Origin of the sequence: Maritimibacter sp. 55A14 (assembly GCF_003122205.1) — a bacterium.
In the GTDB taxonomy this organism is placed as follows: domain Bacteria; phylum Pseudomonadota; class Alphaproteobacteria; order Rhodobacterales; family Rhodobacteraceae; genus QEYE01.
In genome coordinates, this window is the sequence record NZ_QEYE01000016.1 from 42227 (window position 1) to 60798 (window position 18572).

The window sequence follows — 18572 nt, forward strand, 5'->3', positions numbered from 1 at the left end:
CGGATCAGTTCCTTATGCGTTGACGCAAAAGGGCGGGGCCGTAGAGAGCCGCGAAGCCGCCAAAGGCGAAGATCCAGGCGAGGCCAGATAGCGTGTAAAGCAGCCCTGCCTGGTCCGGCCAGAGCCCGGCTGCCAGCCGGACGGTGGTCGACAGGAGCAGCGCGAGATAGAGCGTGACGGTGCCGCGGCATGCGCTAAGCGTCTGACCGGTATGACCCAGCGTGGCGCGCGTCATAACCGCCATGGTCGTCGTGCCGACTGCGCCGGCCATCCACAGATGCTGTGCCGAAGCGCCACCAAAGACGCCCGGGACAAGGATCGCGGTCGCGAGCGCAAAGGCCCCAATCGGCAAGAAAATGAAGCCCAGATGCAGCACCCATAGAAGCGGTTCGGCCAGAATGCGTTGGCCTGCCCAACGGGACAGCCGGAGGAATTGCCCCCCTCCGGCCACAAAAAGAAATGCCGCCGTCAGCGGCGCGAAGGGTGCCGCGATCCAGAAGACGAGCGCGACGAGCAACACAAGCAGCGCGACCTTGTCGAAGCGCTGCATCGGTGGAACCGGCAGACGGCCCGGCCCCTGACGCACCAGCCAGTTTCGAGTGAATGAGGGAATGATCCGCCCGCCTATCACAGCAATCATCATCATCGCCGCGCCAAGACCGGTTCTCAGGCCATAGCCTTGGGCGGCATAAATGCCCTGCGCTGCTTCCCAGTGAAAGATCGCATTGGCGACCGTGAAGACGGTAAGCATGGCGAGCACGATCAGGTTGCGCCAGTTCTTCCCAACGATGATCTCGCGCGCGAGGGCACCGGTCAGCGCCACCGGCATGGCGAGATCGGCGAGCGCCACGGCAAGGGGCGGCAGGCCGGCCGAGAAGGTGACCGCCACCCGCCCACCGATCCAGAGCGCAAACAGCCCGCCAAGCGACCAGCCGACGATCGGCAACTGCCCGGTCCAGTTGGGAACAGCCGTCAGGAGAAAGCCCGCGATAACGGCGGTAAGATAGCCGAAGAGGAATTCGTGAGAGTGCCAGTTGACAGGATCGAAGCGTGTCGGCAATTCGACGGCTCCCGAAAGCATGGGTATCCAGACCGCCATCGCGAGTGCCGCCCAGACCCCGGCACCGAGGAAGAAGGGGCGGAACCCGAAACTCAGGATCGCCGGTCCGCGCCACGCGCGCATCTGTTCTGCGGTGGTGGTCATTCTTTCGTCCGTTCGGACCGCACCCCGGCCTCGGTCACGATGAGGTCGAGGGGGATGTCATGAGGTTGCGGGAAGATGGTCGCGATGTGGGCGGCGTTGAAGCCGATCCCGATCACGAAGGGGCGTGGTTTCAGTGCCGCCAGCGTGCGGTCAAAATAGCCCCCGCCATAGCCGAGCCGGTAGCCTTCGGCGGACCAGCCGACCAGCGGCGCGAGCGCGATGTTGGGCGACAGTTTGGGTGCGTCGGGTGGCGGCACGGGGATGTTCCAGTCCCCGCGTACCATCTTCGTCTCAGGCGTCCAACGGCGGAATGTGAGGGGCGCGGCTTTGGTCTCCACCAGAGGCAGGGCGACGGTGACGCCGGCCTTGTGAAGCTCGGTCATCAGCGGGCGCAGGTCGGGTTCGCCCTTGATCGGCCAATAGGCGGAAAAGACCTGGCCACGGGCACCGCCAAAACGCTCCTCCAAGACGACCCAAAGATGATTTATCAGCGCCGCGCCCGCGGCCTGCCGGTCTGCCACTTGCATTGCCTGCCGTTCGGCGCGGAGCCGGGTCCGTTCGGCCCTGCGCCAGCGCGCGACGTCGCGGGCCTGCTCGGGATCTGTGGCCAGTGGATCGAAATAATTCGGCGCGACGTCTGCTGCGTAGCACGGCGGCGAGGAAAACCCGCTCTTGCAGCGGAAGTTTTTGAAGTCATCGCTCATGTCGCTACCTCGGAGTTGTTCGAGCCCACGGCACCCAGAATACGTTCCGCTTGCGCGACCATATCCGCAACGCGCGTGGCGCCTGGGACGATATCGCAGATTGTGCCAACACCCTGACCGGCATAGAGCGCCATGGCCTCGAGATCGCCGGTCGTGTTCCGCAAAGGCGAGTCCGTGCTGAACCGCAGGCGCGGTTGATCGTCGTCACAGGCGATGGTCTCGCGCGGCAAGGCGTCGGGGTCGTGTCCCAGATAATGGCCGTTCAGCGCATCGGTCACGCTGTTTCCAATCACCCGCACCGCCGCACCCTTGGGCCAGTTCAGGACGAAGACATCGGTCAGGACCGTATCCTTTCCGCTCGCCGCGGCGATGCGGGCCTTGTGATAGGGATGAGCGAAGGATTCTTCGGTAGCCAGAAAAGCCGTCCCGCATTGCACACCGCTGGCCCCGATTGTCAGCGCAGCGGCAAGGCCCGCGCCGTCCGGGATCCCGCCCGAAGCGACGACAGGCAGATCTGTTTGCGCAAGGATCGCTTCGGTCAGAGCAAAGGTCCGGCTGCGTCCGTGCACATGGCCACCCGCCTCGACGCCCTGCGCGATGATCACATCCGCCCCGGCATCTTCGGCGATTCGCGCCGCCTCGACCGTGCCAACCTGGTGCAGGACAAGGCAACCTGCCTGTTTCACGCGCGCGACGACACCCGGCATGACGTCCCAGAAGAACGAGAAGGCCGATACGCCAAGATCGAGGCAGCATGCGATCTGGGCATCGAGCAGCCCTGGCTCCGTTGCCGCCGGAATGAGGTTGACGGCGAAGGGCCGATCGGTTGCGACCTGCATCGCGGTGACTTCCTCGGCAATCGGGCTCGGGTCTTCGCGCACCATACCCAGTATCCCGTAGCCACCCGCATTGGTTACGGCGGCTGCCAGTTCCCAGCGGGAAACGCCGCCCATCCCGGCAAGCAGAACGGGCACCTCGCATCCCAGCAGATCGCAAAGCGGCGTGTGAAGTGAAACCTCAGGCTGTCGTTTTGTCATGTCCGCCCCCCTCCAGTTCAAACCTTCGGCGCAGGTAATCCCGCAGTACGATGGCGTTGTTGTGCTCCTCGTCCTTCGAACTGTAGAGCAGCGTGACGACGCCTTCCCGTACATATCCAGCAAGTTCCCTGACCAAATCGTCCCTAGCGGCAAGCTCCGCCTGATAGCGCGTGTTGAATTCCAGCCACCGATCCGGATGGCTATGGAACCAGCGCCGCAGATCGTTGCTCGGCGCGATCTCCTTGCACCAGCTGAAGAGCCGGGCGCGATCCTTCGCCACACCACGCGGCCAGAGACGATCGACAAGAATCCGCTTGCCGTCCGAGACACGCGCCGCCCGATAGACCCGCTTGATGCGGACGCGCTCGGCGGGGGTGTCGGGAACGGGCGGTCTTGCCGGCATCAGCTGTCCCATTTGTCCGCGTTGCAGATCAGGTCAACTGCTTTAAGCGAATGCGCCCAGGCCGCGCCGGCGCGCATTTCCGCAGCAACCCAGATCGCCTCCATGATCTGCTCGCCGGAGGCGCCCTCGCGCCGGGCCGCTTTTACATGGCCTTCGATGCACCACGGGCATTGGGTCACATGCGCAACCGCCAGGGCGATAAGCTGCTTGGTGCGCGTATCGAGGGCGCCTTCGGCAAAAACCGCTTTCGAGAACGCGCGGAACACGTCTTCAGTGTCCGGTGCCAAGGCATGACGTCGGTCAACAAGATTCCTGGTCGGCTTCGGAAGATGCAGATCAGACATGACGTGCCCCTTGGGTCTCGAATTGAGGAAACAACACGTCGTTCTCAAGCCGGATATGCTCCTCGAGGTCGGAAATGAACTCGGCGAGACCGGCATAAAGTACGGCCCATGTGCGGCAGGCACCATCAGGTAGTGCGAGATCGTGGGTCAGGCGGCGGATCTCGGCAACTTCCTGGACGTGGTCGTCATGATCGGCCCGCATGACCGCGATCGGGTTTTCGATGCCGGGCATGCCTCCGATGCGGATGGCGGGAAAGAGGATCAACTCCTCCTTCTTCATATGCGCTTCCATCTCGCCGATTATGCGCCGCAGAAGATCGGAAAGACCCTCGGGGACATCCTTGTCGCCGAAATGAACGGTTTCGACCTTCTCAGCCAGATCGACCAGTGGCGGCAACTGCTCGCGATGGTGCGCATGATAGCGGGTTTCGATGAAACGCGTGAGTTCGGCGAGATCGTGGATGGGAACGTTTTCGGTCATCAGGGCATCCTTTCATCGGCGGATAAGTGGAACGGCGTCCGGCACATCCTGCGCTTGCGCGACCGCCATGTTCAGGGAGCGCGCAATCCGTTCGGCGCGCTCGATCACATGCGCAGCACCGGCGGGCGTGCAAACCTCATGCGCGGTCTCACGGAAGAGCGCGAGCCAGCGGTCAAAATGGGCGGCATTGATCGGAAGCGGGGTGTGGGCCGGCACGGGCGCCCCGTGATAGCGGCCGGTCATGAGCGCGACCGAGGACCAGAACGACACCATGCGTTCCAGATGCGGTCCCCAATCGGCAATCCGCGTGTCGAAGACCGGGCCGAGAACGGCATCCGTGCGCACCTTTTCATAGAAAGAATGCACGAGATTGGTCAATATTTCTTCGTTCAGTCCCGTCCGCGCCATGAGATCGGCCGTCATTACCGGTCGGGCGGAGACGATCCTGAACTCGACAGATGACATGGGCACTCCGACGCTTTGGACTTGATTTCACGCTTACATCTGTTAATAGGTATTGTAAATACCAATTTAATCCTTAACGAGGTCCCATGCGTCTAACATCTTTCACGGACTATGGTCTGCGCATGCTGATGCGCATGGCAAGCGCGCCGGAACGGGCCTTCTCGACCGCCGATCTAGCCGATGAATTCGGTCTGTCCCGCAACCATCTGACGAAAATCATGCAGCAACTCGCGCGCGGTGAGTTCGTCGAGACCCGGAGAGGCGGCGGCGGCGGCGCCACATTGTGCAAGGCCCCCGAAAACATCCGGCTTGGCGACGTAGTGCGGCTACTTGAACAGGGTCAGGCGCTGGTCGAGTGTTTCGGGCCAGACGGTGGCGAGTGCACGATTGACGGTTGCTGTCGCCTGAAAGCCCGTCTGCGCCAGGCCGAGACACGTTTTCTGGAGGACCTGAACCGTTCTACGCTCGCGGATATCGCCTTGCCGGTGCGGTCAGCGGCATGATTGGCATAGGCGAAGTACGATGACCAGCACACTGAGCATCTCCGAGCGTCAGATCGGTTTGTTGTTGTCGGTCCTGCTGATCCTGCTGGGACTGACAATGGCTGCCGCTGCGCGGCATGGCGTGATGGCCGCGCACGGCTTTATGGCGCTGGCGCTCGGGCTCGGGCTGGTCTTTATTCTCGGCAGTGCGATCTACGATCCGGAACCACCCAAAGCTCGGATGACCCGTTACTACGATGCTCCGACACGGTTCGGTATCATGATGACACTTGTCTGGGCGATGATTGGCATGGGCTTCGGCGTCTGGGTCGCGGCCCTGCTCTACTGGCCCGAAGCGACGCCCGCCGTTCCCTGGACCAGCTTCGGCCGGCTGCGCCCCGTGCACACGACGGGCATCATCTTCGGTTTCGGCGGCAACGCGTTGATCGCAACCTCCTTCCACGTCCTACAACGCACCTCGCGTGCGCGTTTGGCCGATTCCATCAGCCCGTGGTTCGTTCTTCTGGGCTACAACCTGTTCTGCCTATGGGCAGTCACGGGTTATCTGATGGGCAGCACCCAGTCGAAGGAGTATGCCGAGGCGGAGTGGTATGCCGATCTCTGGCTGGTTGTGGTCTGGGTAACCTATTTCACACTCTACATCCGCACACTCGCCCGGCGGAACGAACCGCATATCTACGTCGCCAACTGGTACTACATGGCTTTCATCCTGGTGGTGGCGATGCTGCATATCGTCAACAATCTCGCCCTGCCGGTCCGTTGGACGGCGGCCGAAAGCTTCCCTGTCTGGTCGGGCGTGCAGGATGCGATGGTGCAATGGTGGTATGGCCATAACGCGGTGGCCTTCTTACTGACCGCCGGGTTTCTGGGGATGCTCTATTACTTCCTTCCGGTGCGCTCGGGGCGGCCGATCTGGTCCTACCGTCTCTCGATCGTCAGTTTCTGGGGCATCACCTTCTTTTATATCTGGGTCGGCTCGCATCACTTGCACTACACTGCGCTGCCCTACTGGGCACAGACGCTGGGCATGACCTTCTCGGTGATGCTGCTGGTGCCGTCCTGGGCATCGGCGGGCAATGCCATCGCCACTCTGAACGGCGCCTGGCACAAAGTGCGCGACGACGCGACGCTGCGTTTCATGTTCGTAGCGGCGGTGTTCTATGGCCTCTCGACCTTCGAGGGTTCCTTTCTCGCGATACGGCCGGTCAATTCGCTGTCGCACTATACGGACTGGACGGTGGGGCATGTGCACTCGGGAACGCTGGGATGGGTCGCCATGATCGTCTTTGGTGCGATCTACACCCTGGTGCCGCAGCTTTCGGGACGAGAGGCGATGGCGTCGCCGCGTGCGATCGAATGGCATTTCTGGCTCGCCGTCACGGGCACGCTCATCTACGTCGTGGCAATGTGGAACGCCGGCATCACGCAAGGGCTGATGTGGCGGGCCTATGACGAGAACGGCGCGCTGTCCTACAGCTTCGTTGAGTCGGTCGAGGCGATGGCACCCTACTACCTGCTGCGCACGATCGGCGGCGCATTATTCCTGACCGGGGCGGTGATCTGCGCGTGGAACTGCCGGGCCACGATGCGCGCGGCAATGGGCGAGGCAGCCGACCGCCCCCTCGCCCCGCAACCGGCTGAGTAGGCGATGCTGAAACTGCATTACAATCTGGAAAAGGTCTCGATGGGGCTGGTCGCGGCGATCATCGTCGCCGCATCAATCGGCGGCATTGTCGAGATCGCACCGCTTTTTACCATCGACGAGACGGTCGACGTTCCTGACGATCTGCGACCGCACACGCCGTTGGAACTGGCTGGGCGGGAGATTTACATCCGTGAGGGCTGTTACGCCTGCCACAGCCAGATGGTCCGCAGTCTCGCCGACGAACTGGACCGCTATGGCCCTTATTCGCTGGCCTCGGAAAGCGCCTACGATCATCCGATGCTTTGGGGGTCGAAGCGCACTGGCCCGGATCTGGCGCGGTTGGGGGGCAAATATTCGGATGACTGGCATGTACAGCACCTGATCGACCCGCGCAGCGTGGTGCCGGCGTCGATCATGCCGGCCTATCCCTGGATGACCCGGTCGCTCGACACGAAGTTACTGGGTGACTCGCTCGCCACCTTGGCCCGCGTCGGTGTGCCTTATAACGCCCCAATGATTTCAGAAGCAGCGGCTGACGCGCAGGCCCAGAGTCGCCCAGACAGTGACGGTGCCGATGGCGTTCTGGAGCGTTATGGCAACAACGTGGCGGTTCGCGCGTTCGACGGTGATCCGTCGCGGTTGACCGAGATGGACGCGCTTGTGGCCTATCTCCAGTCGCTTGGGACACTGACCGAAGCCCCCTACGAGATATTGGCGGAGGGCGACCAATGACGCATGATCTGCTTGTCTATCTATCCAAGACGGTCGGTCTGATCTGGCTGATGGGGATTTTCGTCATCGCGGTCATTCGGGCCTATAGTCCCTCGCGCCGCGCGGCGCATGACCGGGCGGCCCGGTCAATCCTCGGCGAGGGGAACGGCGATGCCTGAATCAACGGACCCCAGGGAACTGCCCGGCGCCGACCCTCATACCGGCAATCGCAAGGTCGATCCTGTCACCGGCTATGAAACCACCGGTCACGACTGGGGTGGAATTACCGAGTTGAACACGGCCTTCCCGAAGCTGGTAATCTGGGCTCTTGTCCTGACCTTCCTTTATTCCGTCATCACCTGGATCCTGCTACCCGCTTGGCCAACGGGGCGCGACTATACGCGCGGACTTCTCGGGCTCGATCAGGGCGTCGAGGCGGTCAAGGGGTTTCGCGACCTTGCTGCCGGGCGGCAGGACTGGATGTCGCATTTCACGGGCGAAAATTTTGCGGCGCTGCAATCGGACACAGGCCTGATGGCCGCGGCGCTGCCCGCCGCCGAGCGATTGTTTGCAGATAATTGCGCCGCCTGCCATGGTGTTTCGGGGCAGGGCGGTCCGGGCTTTCCGGTCCTCTCAGATGGCTACTGGATGTGGAGCGGCGATCCTGAGGCAATCGCCGAAACGATCCGTTTTGGCATCAATTCCGATCACCCGGACACGCGCTTTGCCAAGATGCCGGCATTTGACTGGATGGAGCGGAGCGACCGATCCGCGCTTGCGCAACTTGTCGCGGATTTGCCGAACGGTCCTGTCAAACGCCACAGCCCGGCGGCAGCGCTGTTTGCCAACAACTGCGCCTCCTGCCACGGCGAAAACGGGTCGGGTGGCCTGGAGACCGGCGCACCGTCGCTGACCGACGGATCGGTCATCTATGGGCAGGATGAACAGACAGTGCTGAATACCATCACTCACGGACGCCACGGCGTCATGCCCTCTTGGGCCGACCGGCTGTCTGACGCCCAGATCAATCTGCTGGCGCTCTATGTCGCGCAGTTGAGCGAACTCAGCAATGAGGTGGCCCAATGACGTTGCGCGCGCAGAAACGGTTGGCCATTGCGGCGGCGCTCCTGGTCGTCGCGGTTTTCGTCAGCGCCAACACGCATCTGCTGTCCGTCGCGCTCGGCTCGCAACCTGCCTGCACCGCAGCCTTTGGCGCGGCACCGGCCAAGCGGGCCTGCTGAAAGGAGACCGGTGATGCTCGAACCACTGCCAACCCTTCGCAAACCGGACCGCGCTGCGTCGTCCCACGCCCGCCACCTGCCCGCGCGGACCGCCTTAGGCTGGCTGAGCGGCGGTTGGCGCGACGTGCGGGTTGCGCCCTGGCCCAGCCTGGCCTACGGGCTGTTTCTTACCCTGGTGTCCTATGCGGTGCTCTGGGTGCTCCATGCCAGCCACTTGCTTTATTTGGCGCTGCCAGCGGTATCGGGTTTCCTCATCGTTGGGCCGTTCCTGGCCATCGGCCTATACGAAAAGAGCCGCCGCCTGGCCGAAGGCGACTCCGTCGCGCTGGCCAATATGCTGGCGTTTCGCCCAGCCTCAGGCGCACAACTGGCCTATGCCGGGCTACTGCTTGGGCTTCTCATACTCTTCTGGCTCAGGGCCGCGGACCTTCTATATGCGCTCTTCTTTGGCCTGAAACCCTTCCCGGGGGCTTCGGATGCGCTGACCAACGCATTTACCACGCCCCAGGGATGGGCGCTGATCGCGACGGGCACGCTGGTGGGCGGGCTGTTCGCAGCCTTCGCCTTCGCGATCAGCGTCTTTTCCATTCCGATGCTCGTGTCGCGAAAAACGGATGCGCTGACCGCGATGGGGATGAGTCTTGCCATGACGTCCCAGAACCTGCGGCCGATGCTGGCCTGGGGCGTGATCGTCACCGCGGGACTGGCGTTGTCTGCTCTCACCGGACTGATAGGGCTGATCGTCATTTTTCCGGTTATCGGTCATGGCACCTGGCATGCCTACCAGGCGATCTCGGGAGAGCAGACGTGAGCCTTTTGCTACTCATTCCACTATCAATCGGCCTTGGCCTGATCGGACTCGCCGGGTTCTTCTGGGCACTCAGGAACGACCAGTTCGACGATCCCGTCGGCGCGGCGTGGCGGGTCATTTCACCCGAAACCCCATCACAAACGGAAGGAAACGAAGATGACAAGCTGGCTGTCAACATTGAAGACCGACACGCCGGAAGAAGGGTATGAACTCGCGGTCAAACTCGCGCGAGTGGCGGTAAAGCTGACGCAACCCGATGCTGAGGTCCGGGACCAGTTGCGGCCCGAATATGCCGAGGACTCCGATGCCTTGATCGCCGCCAGCCAGGTCGTTGCGACACATTTCGCGACAGTCGCTGCGGCGAATGATCACTGGCGGGACAAGTCATGAGCGATGTCGAGTGGAACGGAGACGAGTTCGTCGTGGACGCAAACCTGCTGTCCGCGGCATTCGATATGCCCGCCGGGGAGATCAGGACGCGCATGCGAGATGGTCAGATAACTTCGCTTTGCGAGGCTGGACAGGGCGAGGATGAAGGCCGTTGGCGGCTCACCTTCCGCCACGGCGCCCGAGCATTGCGGCTGACCGTGGACCGACAAGGCACGGTACTGGGAAAGAGCACCTTTCCGGTGGCCTCCCGAAACGCCGCCAACCTGCAGCGGCCGCGTGCAAAACAAGGTACTGGGGTGGTGACCAAGAACAAGGAAAGCCGGCACTTGTAGAAATCTGCGAACCTTTTTGGTTCTGGCGCATCAAAGAGACAGGTGCCCGCAAGTGCGGGATCGCCAGAACATGAAAGGAATCGACATGAGAACAACTTGCCTCGTGGCTGCCGCCGCCCTTGCATTCTCCGCCAGCAGCGCCTTCGCTCATGATGAGGAGGCTTTGCAGATGTCACCTCCGGGTGAGCCCTACATCCAGGTCAGCGATGCCCTGCCGCTGCCGGAATTCATCCCCGGTCTTGGAACGCTCTTCGTCAATCCCGACACGCTTCCAGCCGGCCCCTTCCTCGCCTACGACCATGACGGGAAACTCTCCGCCACGGTCTACATGACGCCGCTCGAAGATTTGCGGAACGGTACGTCCTACGATGGACTGGGTGTTGGGAACCACACCGTGTCGTCCGTCGATATCTATTACAATGCGGGGCATCCCGGTGTGGACAAACCGCATGCCCATGTCGTGCTTTTCCATGACGAAGACGCCAGGTCGAGGCTCGCCGAGTGATGCTGGCGCGCAGGGAATTTCTCTCGGCGGGGGGTGGCATGCTTGCCACCCTCGGTCTGCCTGGCACGGCGCGGGCGATTCAGGTCGAGACCATCGAAATGCAGGGCACGGCACGGGGCGAGCGCGTCTGGTTCGCGCCCGTTGGTATTGCAGTTCCTCCCGGAACGATCCTGAGGTTCGTGAACCGCGACCCCGGTAACAGCCATACCGCGACCGCATATCATCCGGACATCTATGACAGGCAGCGGCGCATTCCCAGGCGCGCTGAAGCGTGGGACAGCGAATTCCTCCTGCCGGACGAAAGTTTCGAGATCACGCTGACGGTTCCCGGTGTCTATGATTACTACTGCGTTCCGCACGAAATGGCCGGCATGGTTGGCCGGATCGTCGTGGGGCGCCCCGGCGACCCAGGCTGGGAGGCAGCGGTCCCGGACAGTGACGATCTGGCCCCCGAAGTGCTCGCCGGATTTCCGTCGGTGGACGATATACTTGCGAAGGACCGAATTCTGCAAAGGGAAGCGCAATGAGTCCCGCACCCAAAGCGCCCACTCACGCACAATCTCGAGGGATGGGTCCCGGTGCGACCGAAGCGCAACTTGTGGCGGCTGCCGCGGAGAGATCAGAGGCTGCCGTGCGTGAACTGATCCGCCGCAATAATCCGCGGCTCTTCCGAGTTGCACGAGGGATCGTCTCAAATGATGCCGAAGCCGAGGATGTGATCCAGGAAACCTACCTCACGGCGTTCACGAATCTGGACAGTTTCCGAGGCGGGTCCGCATTTTCGACCTGGATAACGCGGATCGCGATCAACAACGCTTTGACGCGCCTGCGCCGGGAACGTCCTGAAGAGGAGTACGATACGGTGAACGAAAGCGATCACACGTCCGTTCTGCCCTTTCCGGGTCAGGCGCCAGGAACCGCAGAGGCCCAACTTGAGCGCCATCAGTTGCGGCGGCTGCTCGAAGAGTCGGTTGCCAGTCTGCCGCCGGAGTTGCGTCTGGTCTTTATCTTGCGTGAAACCGAGGGCATGGCGGTCAAGGAGATCGCAAGAGACCTCGAACTCAATCCTGTTACTGTCAAGACACGGCTCTTTCGAGCGCGCAAGTGGCTGAAGGTCGAGTTGGAGCGGCGCGTTCAGGGTGGTTTCGACGCCATCTTTCCCTTTGATGGGAAACGCTGCGCGGATATGGCGGATCGGGTAGTGGAAGGCCTGACCAGCGCCGGTGCTATTGGCAACAAAGGCGTGTAGGATTCTTCGCAGAACCCATCCGAACATCTCGTCAAGATGCCACCGCCGGTTCGAGTATGCGCGAAGATGCTGCGCGCGTTTGTTTCAGATCTCCGCTGCGAATGTCGGCCCAAACCATTGGCACCAGAACCGCGCGGATTCGTGGCTCACGTCGACGCCACCCGCATCCTGCAAGTCATCGACATTGTGAAGCGAAAGCGGAAACCGGATGTAAAGCATAACCGCTAGGCTGGTAATCTCTGGGCAAGTTCGGAAATAGCGAGATGGGCTGCGTTCGGTTATGGCCGGACGCTAGGAAACTGCCCTGCCCGCATCAAGTGCCATCCGTCTGACAAGACCGTCGTTGGGTAGTCTCCTTCGCGCGGTCAGGCCGTTTCAGCCATGGCAATGCGTCGATAGCCGGCTTGTCCGTGATAGAACCCGTTGCTGAACCGTACCCCCCTACAAAGGTCACGCAGCGAGACTTCCGCCTCGCCTAACCCAATTGTACCGTCCAGCACATTACGGAATGCTGACGCCACAGCCACCATATCGACCGACTGCGGCATCAGCCGAAGATGCGTGACGCCATCGGCCACCAGCCGCCCCGTTTCAGGCAACAGGTCGATATAGCTCTCTGACTGGGTCTGGATGCCGTTCACCCGCAGGATCGGCCGGTCGTCTGTCGTGCGCAGCGGCATCCCGTCGGGGTCGTCCGCGCAGATGAACTGGCAATTGTCCTTGGTCCGGCCATGGGCGCGGGCGTGGTAGCAGCGCGCCGACACGGCAAGCGAGGCGCGACCGAAGACCTGCACCTCGACGCCCAGCCCGAGTTCCCGCGCCGCCTGCGCGGCCACTGCAATGGCCGCGGCGGGCATCTCTCCGGGCAGGCAGACATGCGTCGCGCCCTGCCCGGCCATCCAGGCGATGGTCGCCTCGTTATAGGCGTTCATGAACGGCCCGATGCGATGCGGGCGGCGGCCCCGCGCAAACAGGCCGGCAGCATTGTTGATCTCGATCTCGGGGCTCTCCATCGCCGACAGATCCCCGGTCGCCTTGCGCTCGCGTTTCAGCATGACCTCGGCCAGCGACGACAGGATCACCGTCTTGCCGGCGCGCTCCAGCCGCTCGATCGTGGCGGGCAGATCGGCCTCGTGAAAGGGCGCGCGCTTGGAGCAAATCACCTCACCCAGATAGACCTCATCCACCGGGGCTTCGTCGGCGACGCGGGCGTAGAAATCGCGCCGCGCGTCCGCGGACCAGTGATAGGTGATCGGGCCAAGGGTCAGTTTCGTCATCTCTCTCACCGCCATTTCTTCGTCTCGAAGGCGCCCTGGGTCTGTTTCTGCCCCTCGGTCAGCGCGACCAGATCGGCAATGTTCGCCTGCCGCCCCGCCCGGATATCGTCCACCGCCCGGCGGAAGGCCGAGACCACGCCGCGCACATAGCTCTTCGACCGCTGCCGCCCCTCGATCTTGAAGGCATGGACGCCCGCGTCGATCAGGTCGGGCAAGAGCCGCGAGAGATTGAGGCTCACAGGTTCTTCGAAGGCATAATACCCCTCGGACCTGTGCGGGGCGGTGTAACGGCCCTTGCAGATCGTGGGATAGCCCGCCTTCTCGCCGGGGCCGAAACAGTCGATGGTGAAGCCCGCCAGTTGCGAGGACATCGACCCGTCGCCGTGGCGCGCATACTCCACGTCCGAGGCAGGCGAGCACACGCCGTCCATGTTGGTGGATTGCCCGGTGAGATAGTTGGTCAGGCTGCACCGCCCTTCGACCATCAGCCCGTGATTGCCGAAGATGAAGGTCTCGATCTCGCAGGGAATCTCTTTCCGGATTTCGCGGATCTCGGGGATCGTCAGGATGCGCGGCAGAACCACACGCTTCACCCCGAAGTGTTCACAGTAATAGCGAATCGCCTCGGGGCTCGATGCGGCCGCCTGCACCGACAGATGCAGGCGGATACCGGGATGGCTGCGCGCGATGTAGTCGGCCACGCCCATATCCGCGACGATGAAGGCATCGACGCCCAGGCGTGCGCCGATGTCGGCCGCCTGCCGCCAGAGATCGACCTTGCCCGCCGGCGGATAGGTGTTGAGCGCCAGCAGAACCTTGGCGCCCTTGGCGTGGGCATGGGCGACCGACTCGCGCAACTCGTCCGGGGTGAAGTTCAGCCCCGGAAAATTCCGCGCGTTGGTGGCGTCCTGAAAGCCGCAATAGACGGCATCGGCGCCCGCATCGACGGCGGTGCGCAGCGCGGCGGGCGTTCCGGCTGGGCAGATCAGTTCGGGATTGCTCATGGAAACGGGTGTCCTTCCGGTTCGCTTGGATAGGCTCGCCGCAGCCTTGCCAGGATCGCGCGACCGGGCGGCCCGAAAATCTCGGCCGTCTCCTCGGCGATCGAACCATCGACATCGTCCAGCGCATTGCGCAGCCGCACCACCGCTTCGGTATCGCCCGCAACCTCCAGATCGCGCGAGAAAAAGGCGGCGTCGCCATCCTCCTCCGAGTCGAGCAGTTCCAGCAGCAGCAGGAACCGCCCCCGGATAACCGCGCCGGCGCGGGGCGCGGCATCGCGCGGCACGGCGCGGAGGACGAGCGCCTGCGGGTCCGGGCGAAGATGGAGGGCAAAGGGCAGTTCCACCGGGTCGATCAGGAAGTCGGTCGATCGGTGCGGCCCCAACCGCGCGAAGAGCGACAGGTGATTGCGCGCGATCTTGCGGACGACACGGGACAGGAGCGGTTGCACGAGCAAGCAGGCCAGCCGCGACACCGCCGCCTGTCCGGGCCTCTGTGCAAGGGTGGAGGCGCCGGCACTGACGCTCATGGCCGGAGTTCCCGTTCTGCATGCACTCCGGTTCCGGTCGAGATCAGGCCGAGCGGCATGTCACGGGGTTGCGGATGGATCGTCTTCGGCTGCGCAGCGGTGAGCGCGTCGCCGATGGTGACGGGCCGCAGCGTCAGCATGGCCGGCGTCCGCTCGAAAGAGGCGGGATCGCCCTCGGGCGCCGTGGAAGGTGGCGAGGCATATGTTCCGGATACGCTCAAATATCGGGCTCGAAACGGGGGAAGAGCACGTCGTTCTCGAGGTACCTGTGCTCGTCGAGATCTTCGGCCAGCTTGCCCAGGCCGGCATAGAGCCGGATCCAGGAACCGCAGGCATGGGAAGGCAGCCGGAACCCGTGCGTGATCGCTGCGATCCTGTTCAAGGCCGCCTCATGTCCGGCGTGGTCATCGCGCAAGAGGGAAATCGACTCGTCCACTTGCCCGGACATCCCGGCATCGAGCGCGGGAAAGACAACCGCTTCCTCGTTGCGCATGTGGTCCTCAAGGTCCGCGATCATAGCCTCGAGCGCCTGCGTCAGCCCATGCGGAGCGTCGATGTCATTGGCGTGGACGGTCTCGACCTTCTGCGCCAGCGCGATCAGTTCAGGTAACTCGCGCCGGTGCGTTTCATGATAGCGCACAAGGATGTGTTCGATCAGCGTCGGTGTCGGCGGCTGTGGCGCGAGGGATTCGACAGTTTCGATCATCCAAACCTCCTTGTCGGGCATCGCGTCGCCCAACCGACGTGCGCGCTTGTGTAAGAACCCGTATGTTCGATCTCGACGACATGTCCGGTCTTCGGTCCTTGATGCGACCGTGACGAATTGGTATCTGAGTTGCGCATATCATCGACCTAATGCGTAACTCAAATACCAAATCAGGACCGCGACCTTGCGCCTCACCTCCTTCACCGATTTCGGGCTGCGTGTGCTCATGCGGATGGCGGGCGAGCCTGAACGCCCCTTCACCACCGCGGAACTGGCCAACGAGTTCCGCATCTCGCGCAATCATCTGGCCAAGGTGATTTCGGCTCTCTCTGCGGGGGGGTATCTTGAGACCCGCCGCGGTGGTGGCGGCGGCGCCGTACTTGCACGGCGGCCCGGTGACATCCGCCTCGGCGATGTCGTGGCTCTGCTGGAGGCGGATCAGGCGCTGGTGGAATGCTTCCTACCCGGCGGCAAAGCCTGCACACTGCTGCCCGCCTGCCGACTGAAGGCGCGGCTGGCCCAAGCCCAAGCCAGCTTCATTGCTGACCTCAATCGCGGCACGCTGGCCGATTGCGTCTATCGACCCGTCGAAGCATGACGCGCAACCAAGACGATCCAGCCCCAAGACGGTTGCGAAGTGGCGCAAACGGGCGACGGTCGAGGATCTGAAGACCGGTGCTAAGGAGCCGCGATGGACGGTCTTGACCGGCTGACGTTGATCGCGCCTGAAGTTGTGGTGGCGATCCTGGACGGCACGCAAGGGCCGGAGGTGATGTCGGCGCGGGTACTGGAGCCGTCTCCGGTGGAGTCGGATGAGCAATTCCCCCATTTCATTGCCGCCTAGACCAGATCACTGGCAAACTAGCAGTAACTTGCCTGCCTGATGAATCGCGTTGCGTCCGAAGTCTCGTACTTCCGGTAGCGTCCGCCAGAATACCGCGGACAATCCAGCGCGTTACCGCTGGCGATGACAGCTGCCGCAAGATCTGTGTCACCGACAAAGCAACTGCCGATGTATCTGTCGTAGCTCTTTTCGCCATTCAGTTTGCAGAGGACAATCTGACCGGCCACAAGCCGCTCCAGCTCCTTTGTTGCTGCCCTGTAGCGGGGTTGACCGCGCTCGGGAGCGTCGAGGCCGTTCAGCCTCACCTTGATGTTGCCGAGCCACAAAGTGTCGCCATCAACAACATGCGCTCTGCCCTTTAGGTCTTGTGCGACACTGGGAAAAGCAATGAAGACGCTCAGCAGGATGGTCAGAACACAGCGCGTCATGCATTCACCTGGACAAGAATTTCCCCTAGAGGTCAGGCGTTTTACTGGCTCTGTTGCACAAATCGGGTGATGGCCGCGGTTCCCCTTTCCCCGGACAGACCTATCCCACGGCTTCAGTGACGGGTATGCCGAGCGCGGTGTAGCCATTCAGGACGGCGATGCGGACCTGGAGTTCCGCGATCTGGCGATCGAAGTCTCGCGCCATGAGGCGCTGGTCCAGCAGTTTCACACAATGCATCTTCGTCTCGACGCGGCTCCGGCGGTGGTATCCGCTCCATCGTCGCCAGAGCGCGCGGCTGAGGTATTTGGCAGCGCGCAGGGCCTCGTTGCGCGCCACGGCGCCGGCGGTGACGGCCTTCCATGGCTTCGCGTTTCTGCGAGGCGGGATCACGGCGTGGGCCCCGCGGTCAGCGATTGCTTCGTGGCACTTGCGGGTATCGTAGGCGCCGTCTGCGGTGACACTGCCGATCTCGACCTCTCGCGGGATCTGGTCCAGCAGGTCGGGCAGCACCGGCGCATCTCCGATCTGGCTCCCGGTAATCTCGACGGCCCGAACCTCCAACGTTTGCTCGTCGATCCCCAGGTGGATCTTGCGCCAGACCCGCCGTTTGGGGCCTCCGTGCTTGCGTGCGTGCCACTGGCCTTCGCCCTCGACCTTGATCCCGGTGCTGTCGATCAGCAGGTGCAGCGGGCCCTTGGAATCGCGATACGGGATGTTCACGGCTAGGGTCTTCTGGCGACCCGACAGCGTGCTGAATTCAGGCACCGTCCAGTCGAGGCCAACCAAGCGTAGCAGGCTTTCGACGAACCCGGTCGTCTGCCGCAACGCCATGCCGAACAGCACCTTCATGGAGAGGCAGGTCTGAATGGCAGCATCACTGTACGTCTGCTGTCGGCCACGTCGACTTGTCGGCGCGGCCTCCCAGATCATCTCGGGGTCGAACTAGATCGTCAGCGAGCCTCGGAGGTTGAGCGCTTCATTGTAGGCCGGCCAGTTCCTGGTCCTGTAGGTTGGGGGTGTCGGTCTGCTCATGCATCCCAGCTACCACGCTGGATTCCCGAGATGAATCCCTTAAGGGATATATGCAACAGAGCCCCTGGGCTTCCTCCACCAGCCCGACGATCCCGGCATAGGTGCTGTCCTTCGCCTCTCGGGCCGCCGTCAGGTCGAAGGCGTCGCCCGCGTTGGTCGAGCCGCTCATGGCGTCGGCCCCGCGCGCCAACCGCACCGGGAGGGACTCGCCGGTCAGCGCCGAGGTGTCGAGGAAGGCCGTGTCGGAGGCCACCGTGCCATCCACCGGCACCACGTCGCCCTGCCGGATCAGCAGGCGATCGCCGGGTGCGAGTTCGTCAAGTGGCACCTCCTCCAGCCCGCCGTTGCGGTGCCGGGTCGCAGTCCGGGGCACGCGGGACAAAAGGTCCTGCATGGAACGACGGGCACGGCCTCGGCGAAGGCTTCGAGGAAGGTGCCGCCCGAATACATCACCGCGACGACCGCCGCGGCCAGCGTCTCGCCGAAGACGAGCGCCGCCGACATGGATAACGCGGCAACGATATCGAGGCCGACCTCGCCGCGCCCGATGCTTCGGACGATCTCGACCACGAGTGCGGCCAGCGCAGGAACGACTCCTGCGATCCGGACGAGGTTCGCGATATCGGGTTGGCCCGCCAACCAGAACGCCAGTCCACCAGTCAAGCCTGCCACGGCCAGCAGCAGGATTGCAGTCTTGGAGCGACCGGTACGGGACTGTTCCATGCGGC

Annotated in this window: 28 protein-coding genes and 3 pseudogenes; 15 read left to right on the plus strand and 16 right to left on the minus strand. The window is 63.0% G+C overall.

Going from position 1 to position 18572, the window contains the following annotated elements; translation table 11 throughout:
- Positions 1-4 precede the first annotated feature (4 nt).
- The 7 genes from DDZ14_RS13780 to DDZ14_RS13810 are packed head-to-tail and all read right to left on the minus strand — an operon-like array spanning position 5 to position 4638.
- On the minus strand, positions 5-1204 hold the full coding sequence (locus DDZ14_RS13780) for an NnrS family protein (RefSeq protein ID WP_199221347.1): 1200 nt from the start codon (positions 1202-1204) through the stop codon (positions 5-7).
- Positions 1201-1908 carry a 5-formyltetrahydrofolate cyclo-ligase gene (locus DDZ14_RS13785; protein ID WP_109425561.1) on the minus strand — a complete coding sequence of 236 codons (708 nt, stop codon included), beginning with the start codon at positions 1906-1908 and terminating at the stop codon, positions 1201-1203. The genes DDZ14_RS13780 and DDZ14_RS13785 overlap by 4 nt, the downstream gene beginning before the upstream one ends.
- The gene (locus tag DDZ14_RS13790) at positions 1905-2945 is read right to left on the minus strand and encodes a nitronate monooxygenase family protein (RefSeq protein WP_109425562.1); all 1041 of its coding nucleotides are present in this window, start codon (positions 2943-2945) and stop codon (positions 1905-1907) included. Before DDZ14_RS13790 ends, DDZ14_RS13785 begins: the two co-directional genes overlap by 4 nt.
- Entirely contained in the window at positions 2926-3360 is a 435-nt protein-coding gene (locus tag DDZ14_RS13795) for a DUF488 domain-containing protein (protein ID WP_233252584.1), read from the minus strand. Before DDZ14_RS13795 ends, DDZ14_RS13790 begins: the two co-directional genes overlap by 20 nt.
- The gene (locus DDZ14_RS13800; RefSeq protein ID WP_109425563.1) at positions 3348-3692 is read right to left on the minus strand and encodes a carboxymuconolactone decarboxylase family protein; all 345 of its coding nucleotides are present in this window, start codon (positions 3690-3692) and stop codon (positions 3348-3350) included. The genes DDZ14_RS13795 and DDZ14_RS13800 overlap by 13 nt, the downstream gene beginning before the upstream one ends.
- The gene (locus tag DDZ14_RS13805) at positions 3685-4173 is read right to left on the minus strand and encodes a hemerythrin domain-containing protein (RefSeq protein ID WP_109425564.1); all 489 of its coding nucleotides are present in this window, start codon (positions 4171-4173) and stop codon (positions 3685-3687) included. Before DDZ14_RS13805 ends, DDZ14_RS13800 begins: the two co-directional genes overlap by 8 nt.
- A 12-nt stretch (positions 4174-4185) precedes the next feature.
- Positions 4186-4638: a group III truncated hemoglobin gene (locus DDZ14_RS13810; RefSeq protein ID WP_233252585.1), complete on the minus strand. Its 453-nt coding sequence runs from the start codon at positions 4636-4638 to the stop codon at positions 4186-4188.
- An 86-nt stretch (positions 4639-4724) separates the two neighbouring features.
- On the opposite strand from DDZ14_RS13810, the gene DDZ14_RS13815 reads away from it, so the two are divergent.
- The 13 genes from DDZ14_RS13815 to DDZ14_RS13870 all read left to right on the plus strand — a co-directional run bounded on the left by DDZ14_RS13815 (position 4725) and on the right by DDZ14_RS13870 (position 12025).
- A complete protein-coding gene (locus tag DDZ14_RS13815) occupies positions 4725-5141 on the plus strand; it encodes an Rrf2 family transcriptional regulator (RefSeq protein WP_109425566.1) in 417 nt (138 codons plus the stop codon).
- A gap of 19 nt (positions 5142-5160) precedes the next feature.
- On the plus strand, positions 5161-6786 hold the full coding sequence (gene ccoN / locus DDZ14_RS13820; protein WP_109425567.1) for a cytochrome-c oxidase, cbb3-type subunit I: 1626 nt from the start codon (positions 5161-5163) through the stop codon (positions 6784-6786).
- Positions 6787-6789: 3 nt separating this feature from the next.
- Entirely contained in the window at positions 6790-7518 is a 729-nt protein-coding gene (ccoO, locus tag DDZ14_RS13825; RefSeq protein WP_109425568.1) for a cytochrome-c oxidase, cbb3-type subunit II, read from the plus strand.
- Complete coding sequence (locus tag DDZ14_RS13830) at positions 7515-7676, plus strand: cbb3-type cytochrome c oxidase subunit 3 (protein WP_109425569.1); 162 nt, start codon at positions 7515-7517, stop codon at positions 7674-7676. Before ccoO ends, DDZ14_RS13830 begins: the two co-directional genes overlap by 4 nt.
- Positions 7669-8583 carry a cytochrome-c oxidase, cbb3-type subunit III gene (ccoP, locus tag DDZ14_RS13835; protein WP_158275530.1) on the plus strand — a complete coding sequence of 305 codons (915 nt, stop codon included), beginning with the start codon at positions 7669-7671 and terminating at the stop codon, positions 8581-8583. The genes DDZ14_RS13830 and ccoP overlap by 8 nt, the downstream gene beginning before the upstream one ends.
- Positions 8580-8738, plus strand: coding sequence for a hypothetical protein (locus tag DDZ14_RS19725; protein ID WP_158275531.1), 159 nt, complete (start codon positions 8580-8582; stop codon positions 8736-8738). Before ccoP ends, DDZ14_RS19725 begins: the two co-directional genes overlap by 4 nt.
- A 13-nt stretch (positions 8739-8751) precedes the next feature.
- Positions 8752-9549 carry a DUF2189 domain-containing protein gene (locus DDZ14_RS13840; RefSeq protein ID WP_109425571.1) on the plus strand — a complete coding sequence of 266 codons (798 nt, stop codon included), beginning with the start codon at positions 8752-8754 and terminating at the stop codon, positions 9547-9549.
- On the plus strand, positions 9546-9758 hold the full coding sequence (ccoS, locus tag DDZ14_RS13845) for a cbb3-type cytochrome oxidase assembly protein CcoS (RefSeq protein ID WP_109425572.1): 213 nt from the start codon (positions 9546-9548) through the stop codon (positions 9756-9758). Before DDZ14_RS13840 ends, ccoS begins: the two co-directional genes overlap by 4 nt.
- Positions 9706-9939, plus strand: coding sequence for a hexameric tyrosine-coordinated heme protein (locus tag DDZ14_RS13850; protein ID WP_109425573.1), 234 nt, complete (start codon positions 9706-9708; stop codon positions 9937-9939). The genes ccoS and DDZ14_RS13850 overlap by 53 nt, the downstream gene beginning before the upstream one ends.
- Positions 9936-10271 (plus strand): DUF6522 family protein, encoded by a 336-nt coding sequence (locus DDZ14_RS13855; RefSeq protein ID WP_199221348.1) that lies wholly within the window; start codon positions 9936-9938, stop codon positions 10269-10271. Before DDZ14_RS13850 ends, DDZ14_RS13855 begins: the two co-directional genes overlap by 4 nt.
- Before the next feature lie 169 nt (positions 10272-10440).
- Complete coding sequence (locus tag DDZ14_RS13860; protein ID WP_199221349.1) at positions 10441-10776, plus strand: hypothetical protein; 336 nt, start codon at positions 10441-10443, stop codon at positions 10774-10776.
- A gap of 38 nt (positions 10777-10814) precedes the next feature.
- A complete protein-coding gene (locus DDZ14_RS13865) occupies positions 10815-11303 on the plus strand; it encodes a plastocyanin/azurin family copper-binding protein (protein WP_233252586.1) in 489 nt (162 codons plus the stop codon).
- A 41-nt stretch (positions 11304-11344) separates the two neighbouring features.
- The gene (locus DDZ14_RS13870) at positions 11345-12025 is read left to right on the plus strand and encodes an RNA polymerase sigma factor (RefSeq protein ID WP_109425576.1); all 681 of its coding nucleotides are present in this window, start codon (positions 11345-11347) and stop codon (positions 12023-12025) included.
- Between the two features lie 21 nt (positions 12026-12046).
- Here the strand turns inward: DDZ14_RS13870 and DDZ14_RS20000 are convergent.
- From DDZ14_RS20000 to DDZ14_RS13890, 6 genes and pseudogenes are all read right to left on the minus strand, one after another.
- Positions 12047-12307 (minus strand): annotated as a pseudogene (locus DDZ14_RS20000) (IS6 family transposase); the annotation flags it as partial.
- 83 nt (positions 12308-12390) lie between these two features.
- Entirely contained in the window at positions 12391-13302 is a 912-nt protein-coding gene (locus tag DDZ14_RS13875; protein WP_233252588.1) for a U32 family peptidase, read from the minus strand.
- Between the two features lie 5 nt (positions 13303-13307).
- Positions 13308-14306 (minus strand): peptidase U32 family protein, encoded by a 999-nt coding sequence (locus tag DDZ14_RS13880; protein WP_109425578.1) that lies wholly within the window; start codon positions 14304-14306, stop codon positions 13308-13310.
- Entirely contained in the window at positions 14303-14833 is a 531-nt protein-coding gene (locus DDZ14_RS13885; protein WP_109425579.1) for an SCP2 domain-containing protein, read from the minus strand. The genes DDZ14_RS13880 and DDZ14_RS13885 overlap by 4 nt, the downstream gene beginning before the upstream one ends.
- Complete coding sequence (locus tag DDZ14_RS19730; protein WP_158275532.1) at positions 14830-14973, minus strand: hypothetical protein; 144 nt, start codon at positions 14971-14973, stop codon at positions 14830-14832. The genes DDZ14_RS13885 and DDZ14_RS19730 overlap by 4 nt, the downstream gene beginning before the upstream one ends.
- Positions 14974-15050: 77 nt before the next feature.
- Positions 15051-15560, minus strand: a complete 510-nt coding sequence (locus tag DDZ14_RS13890; protein ID WP_109425580.1) for a hemerythrin domain-containing protein — start codon at positions 15558-15560, stop codon at positions 15051-15053.
- Between the two features lie 163 nt (positions 15561-15723).
- Here DDZ14_RS13890 and DDZ14_RS13895 point away from each other — a divergent pair, with 163 nt between their 5' ends.
- Both DDZ14_RS13895 and DDZ14_RS19735 read left to right on the plus strand, forming a co-directional pair.
- Positions 15724-16137: an Rrf2 family transcriptional regulator gene (locus tag DDZ14_RS13895; RefSeq protein WP_109425581.1), complete on the plus strand. Its 414-nt coding sequence runs from the start codon at positions 15724-15726 to the stop codon at positions 16135-16137.
- 93 nt (positions 16138-16230) lie between these two features.
- Positions 16231-16383, plus strand: coding sequence for a hypothetical protein (locus DDZ14_RS19735; protein WP_158275533.1), 153 nt, complete (start codon positions 16231-16233; stop codon positions 16381-16383).
- A gap of 17 nt (positions 16384-16400) precedes the next feature.
- On the opposite strand, the gene DDZ14_RS13905 is transcribed toward DDZ14_RS19735, so the two are convergent.
- The 3 genes and pseudogenes from DDZ14_RS13905 to DDZ14_RS13915 all read right to left on the minus strand — a co-directional run.
- Positions 16401-16811 carry a thermonuclease family protein gene (locus DDZ14_RS13905; protein WP_158275534.1) on the minus strand — a complete coding sequence of 137 codons (411 nt, stop codon included), beginning with the start codon at positions 16809-16811 and terminating at the stop codon, positions 16401-16403.
- Between the two features lie 100 nt (positions 16812-16911).
- Positions 16912-17844 (minus strand): annotated as a pseudogene (locus DDZ14_RS13910) (IS5 family transposase).
- A 64-nt stretch (positions 17845-17908) separates the two neighbouring features.
- Positions 17909-18567, minus strand: a pseudogene (locus DDZ14_RS13915) (heavy metal translocating P-type ATPase); the annotation flags it as partial.
- Positions 18568-18572: the final 5 nt, after the last annotated feature.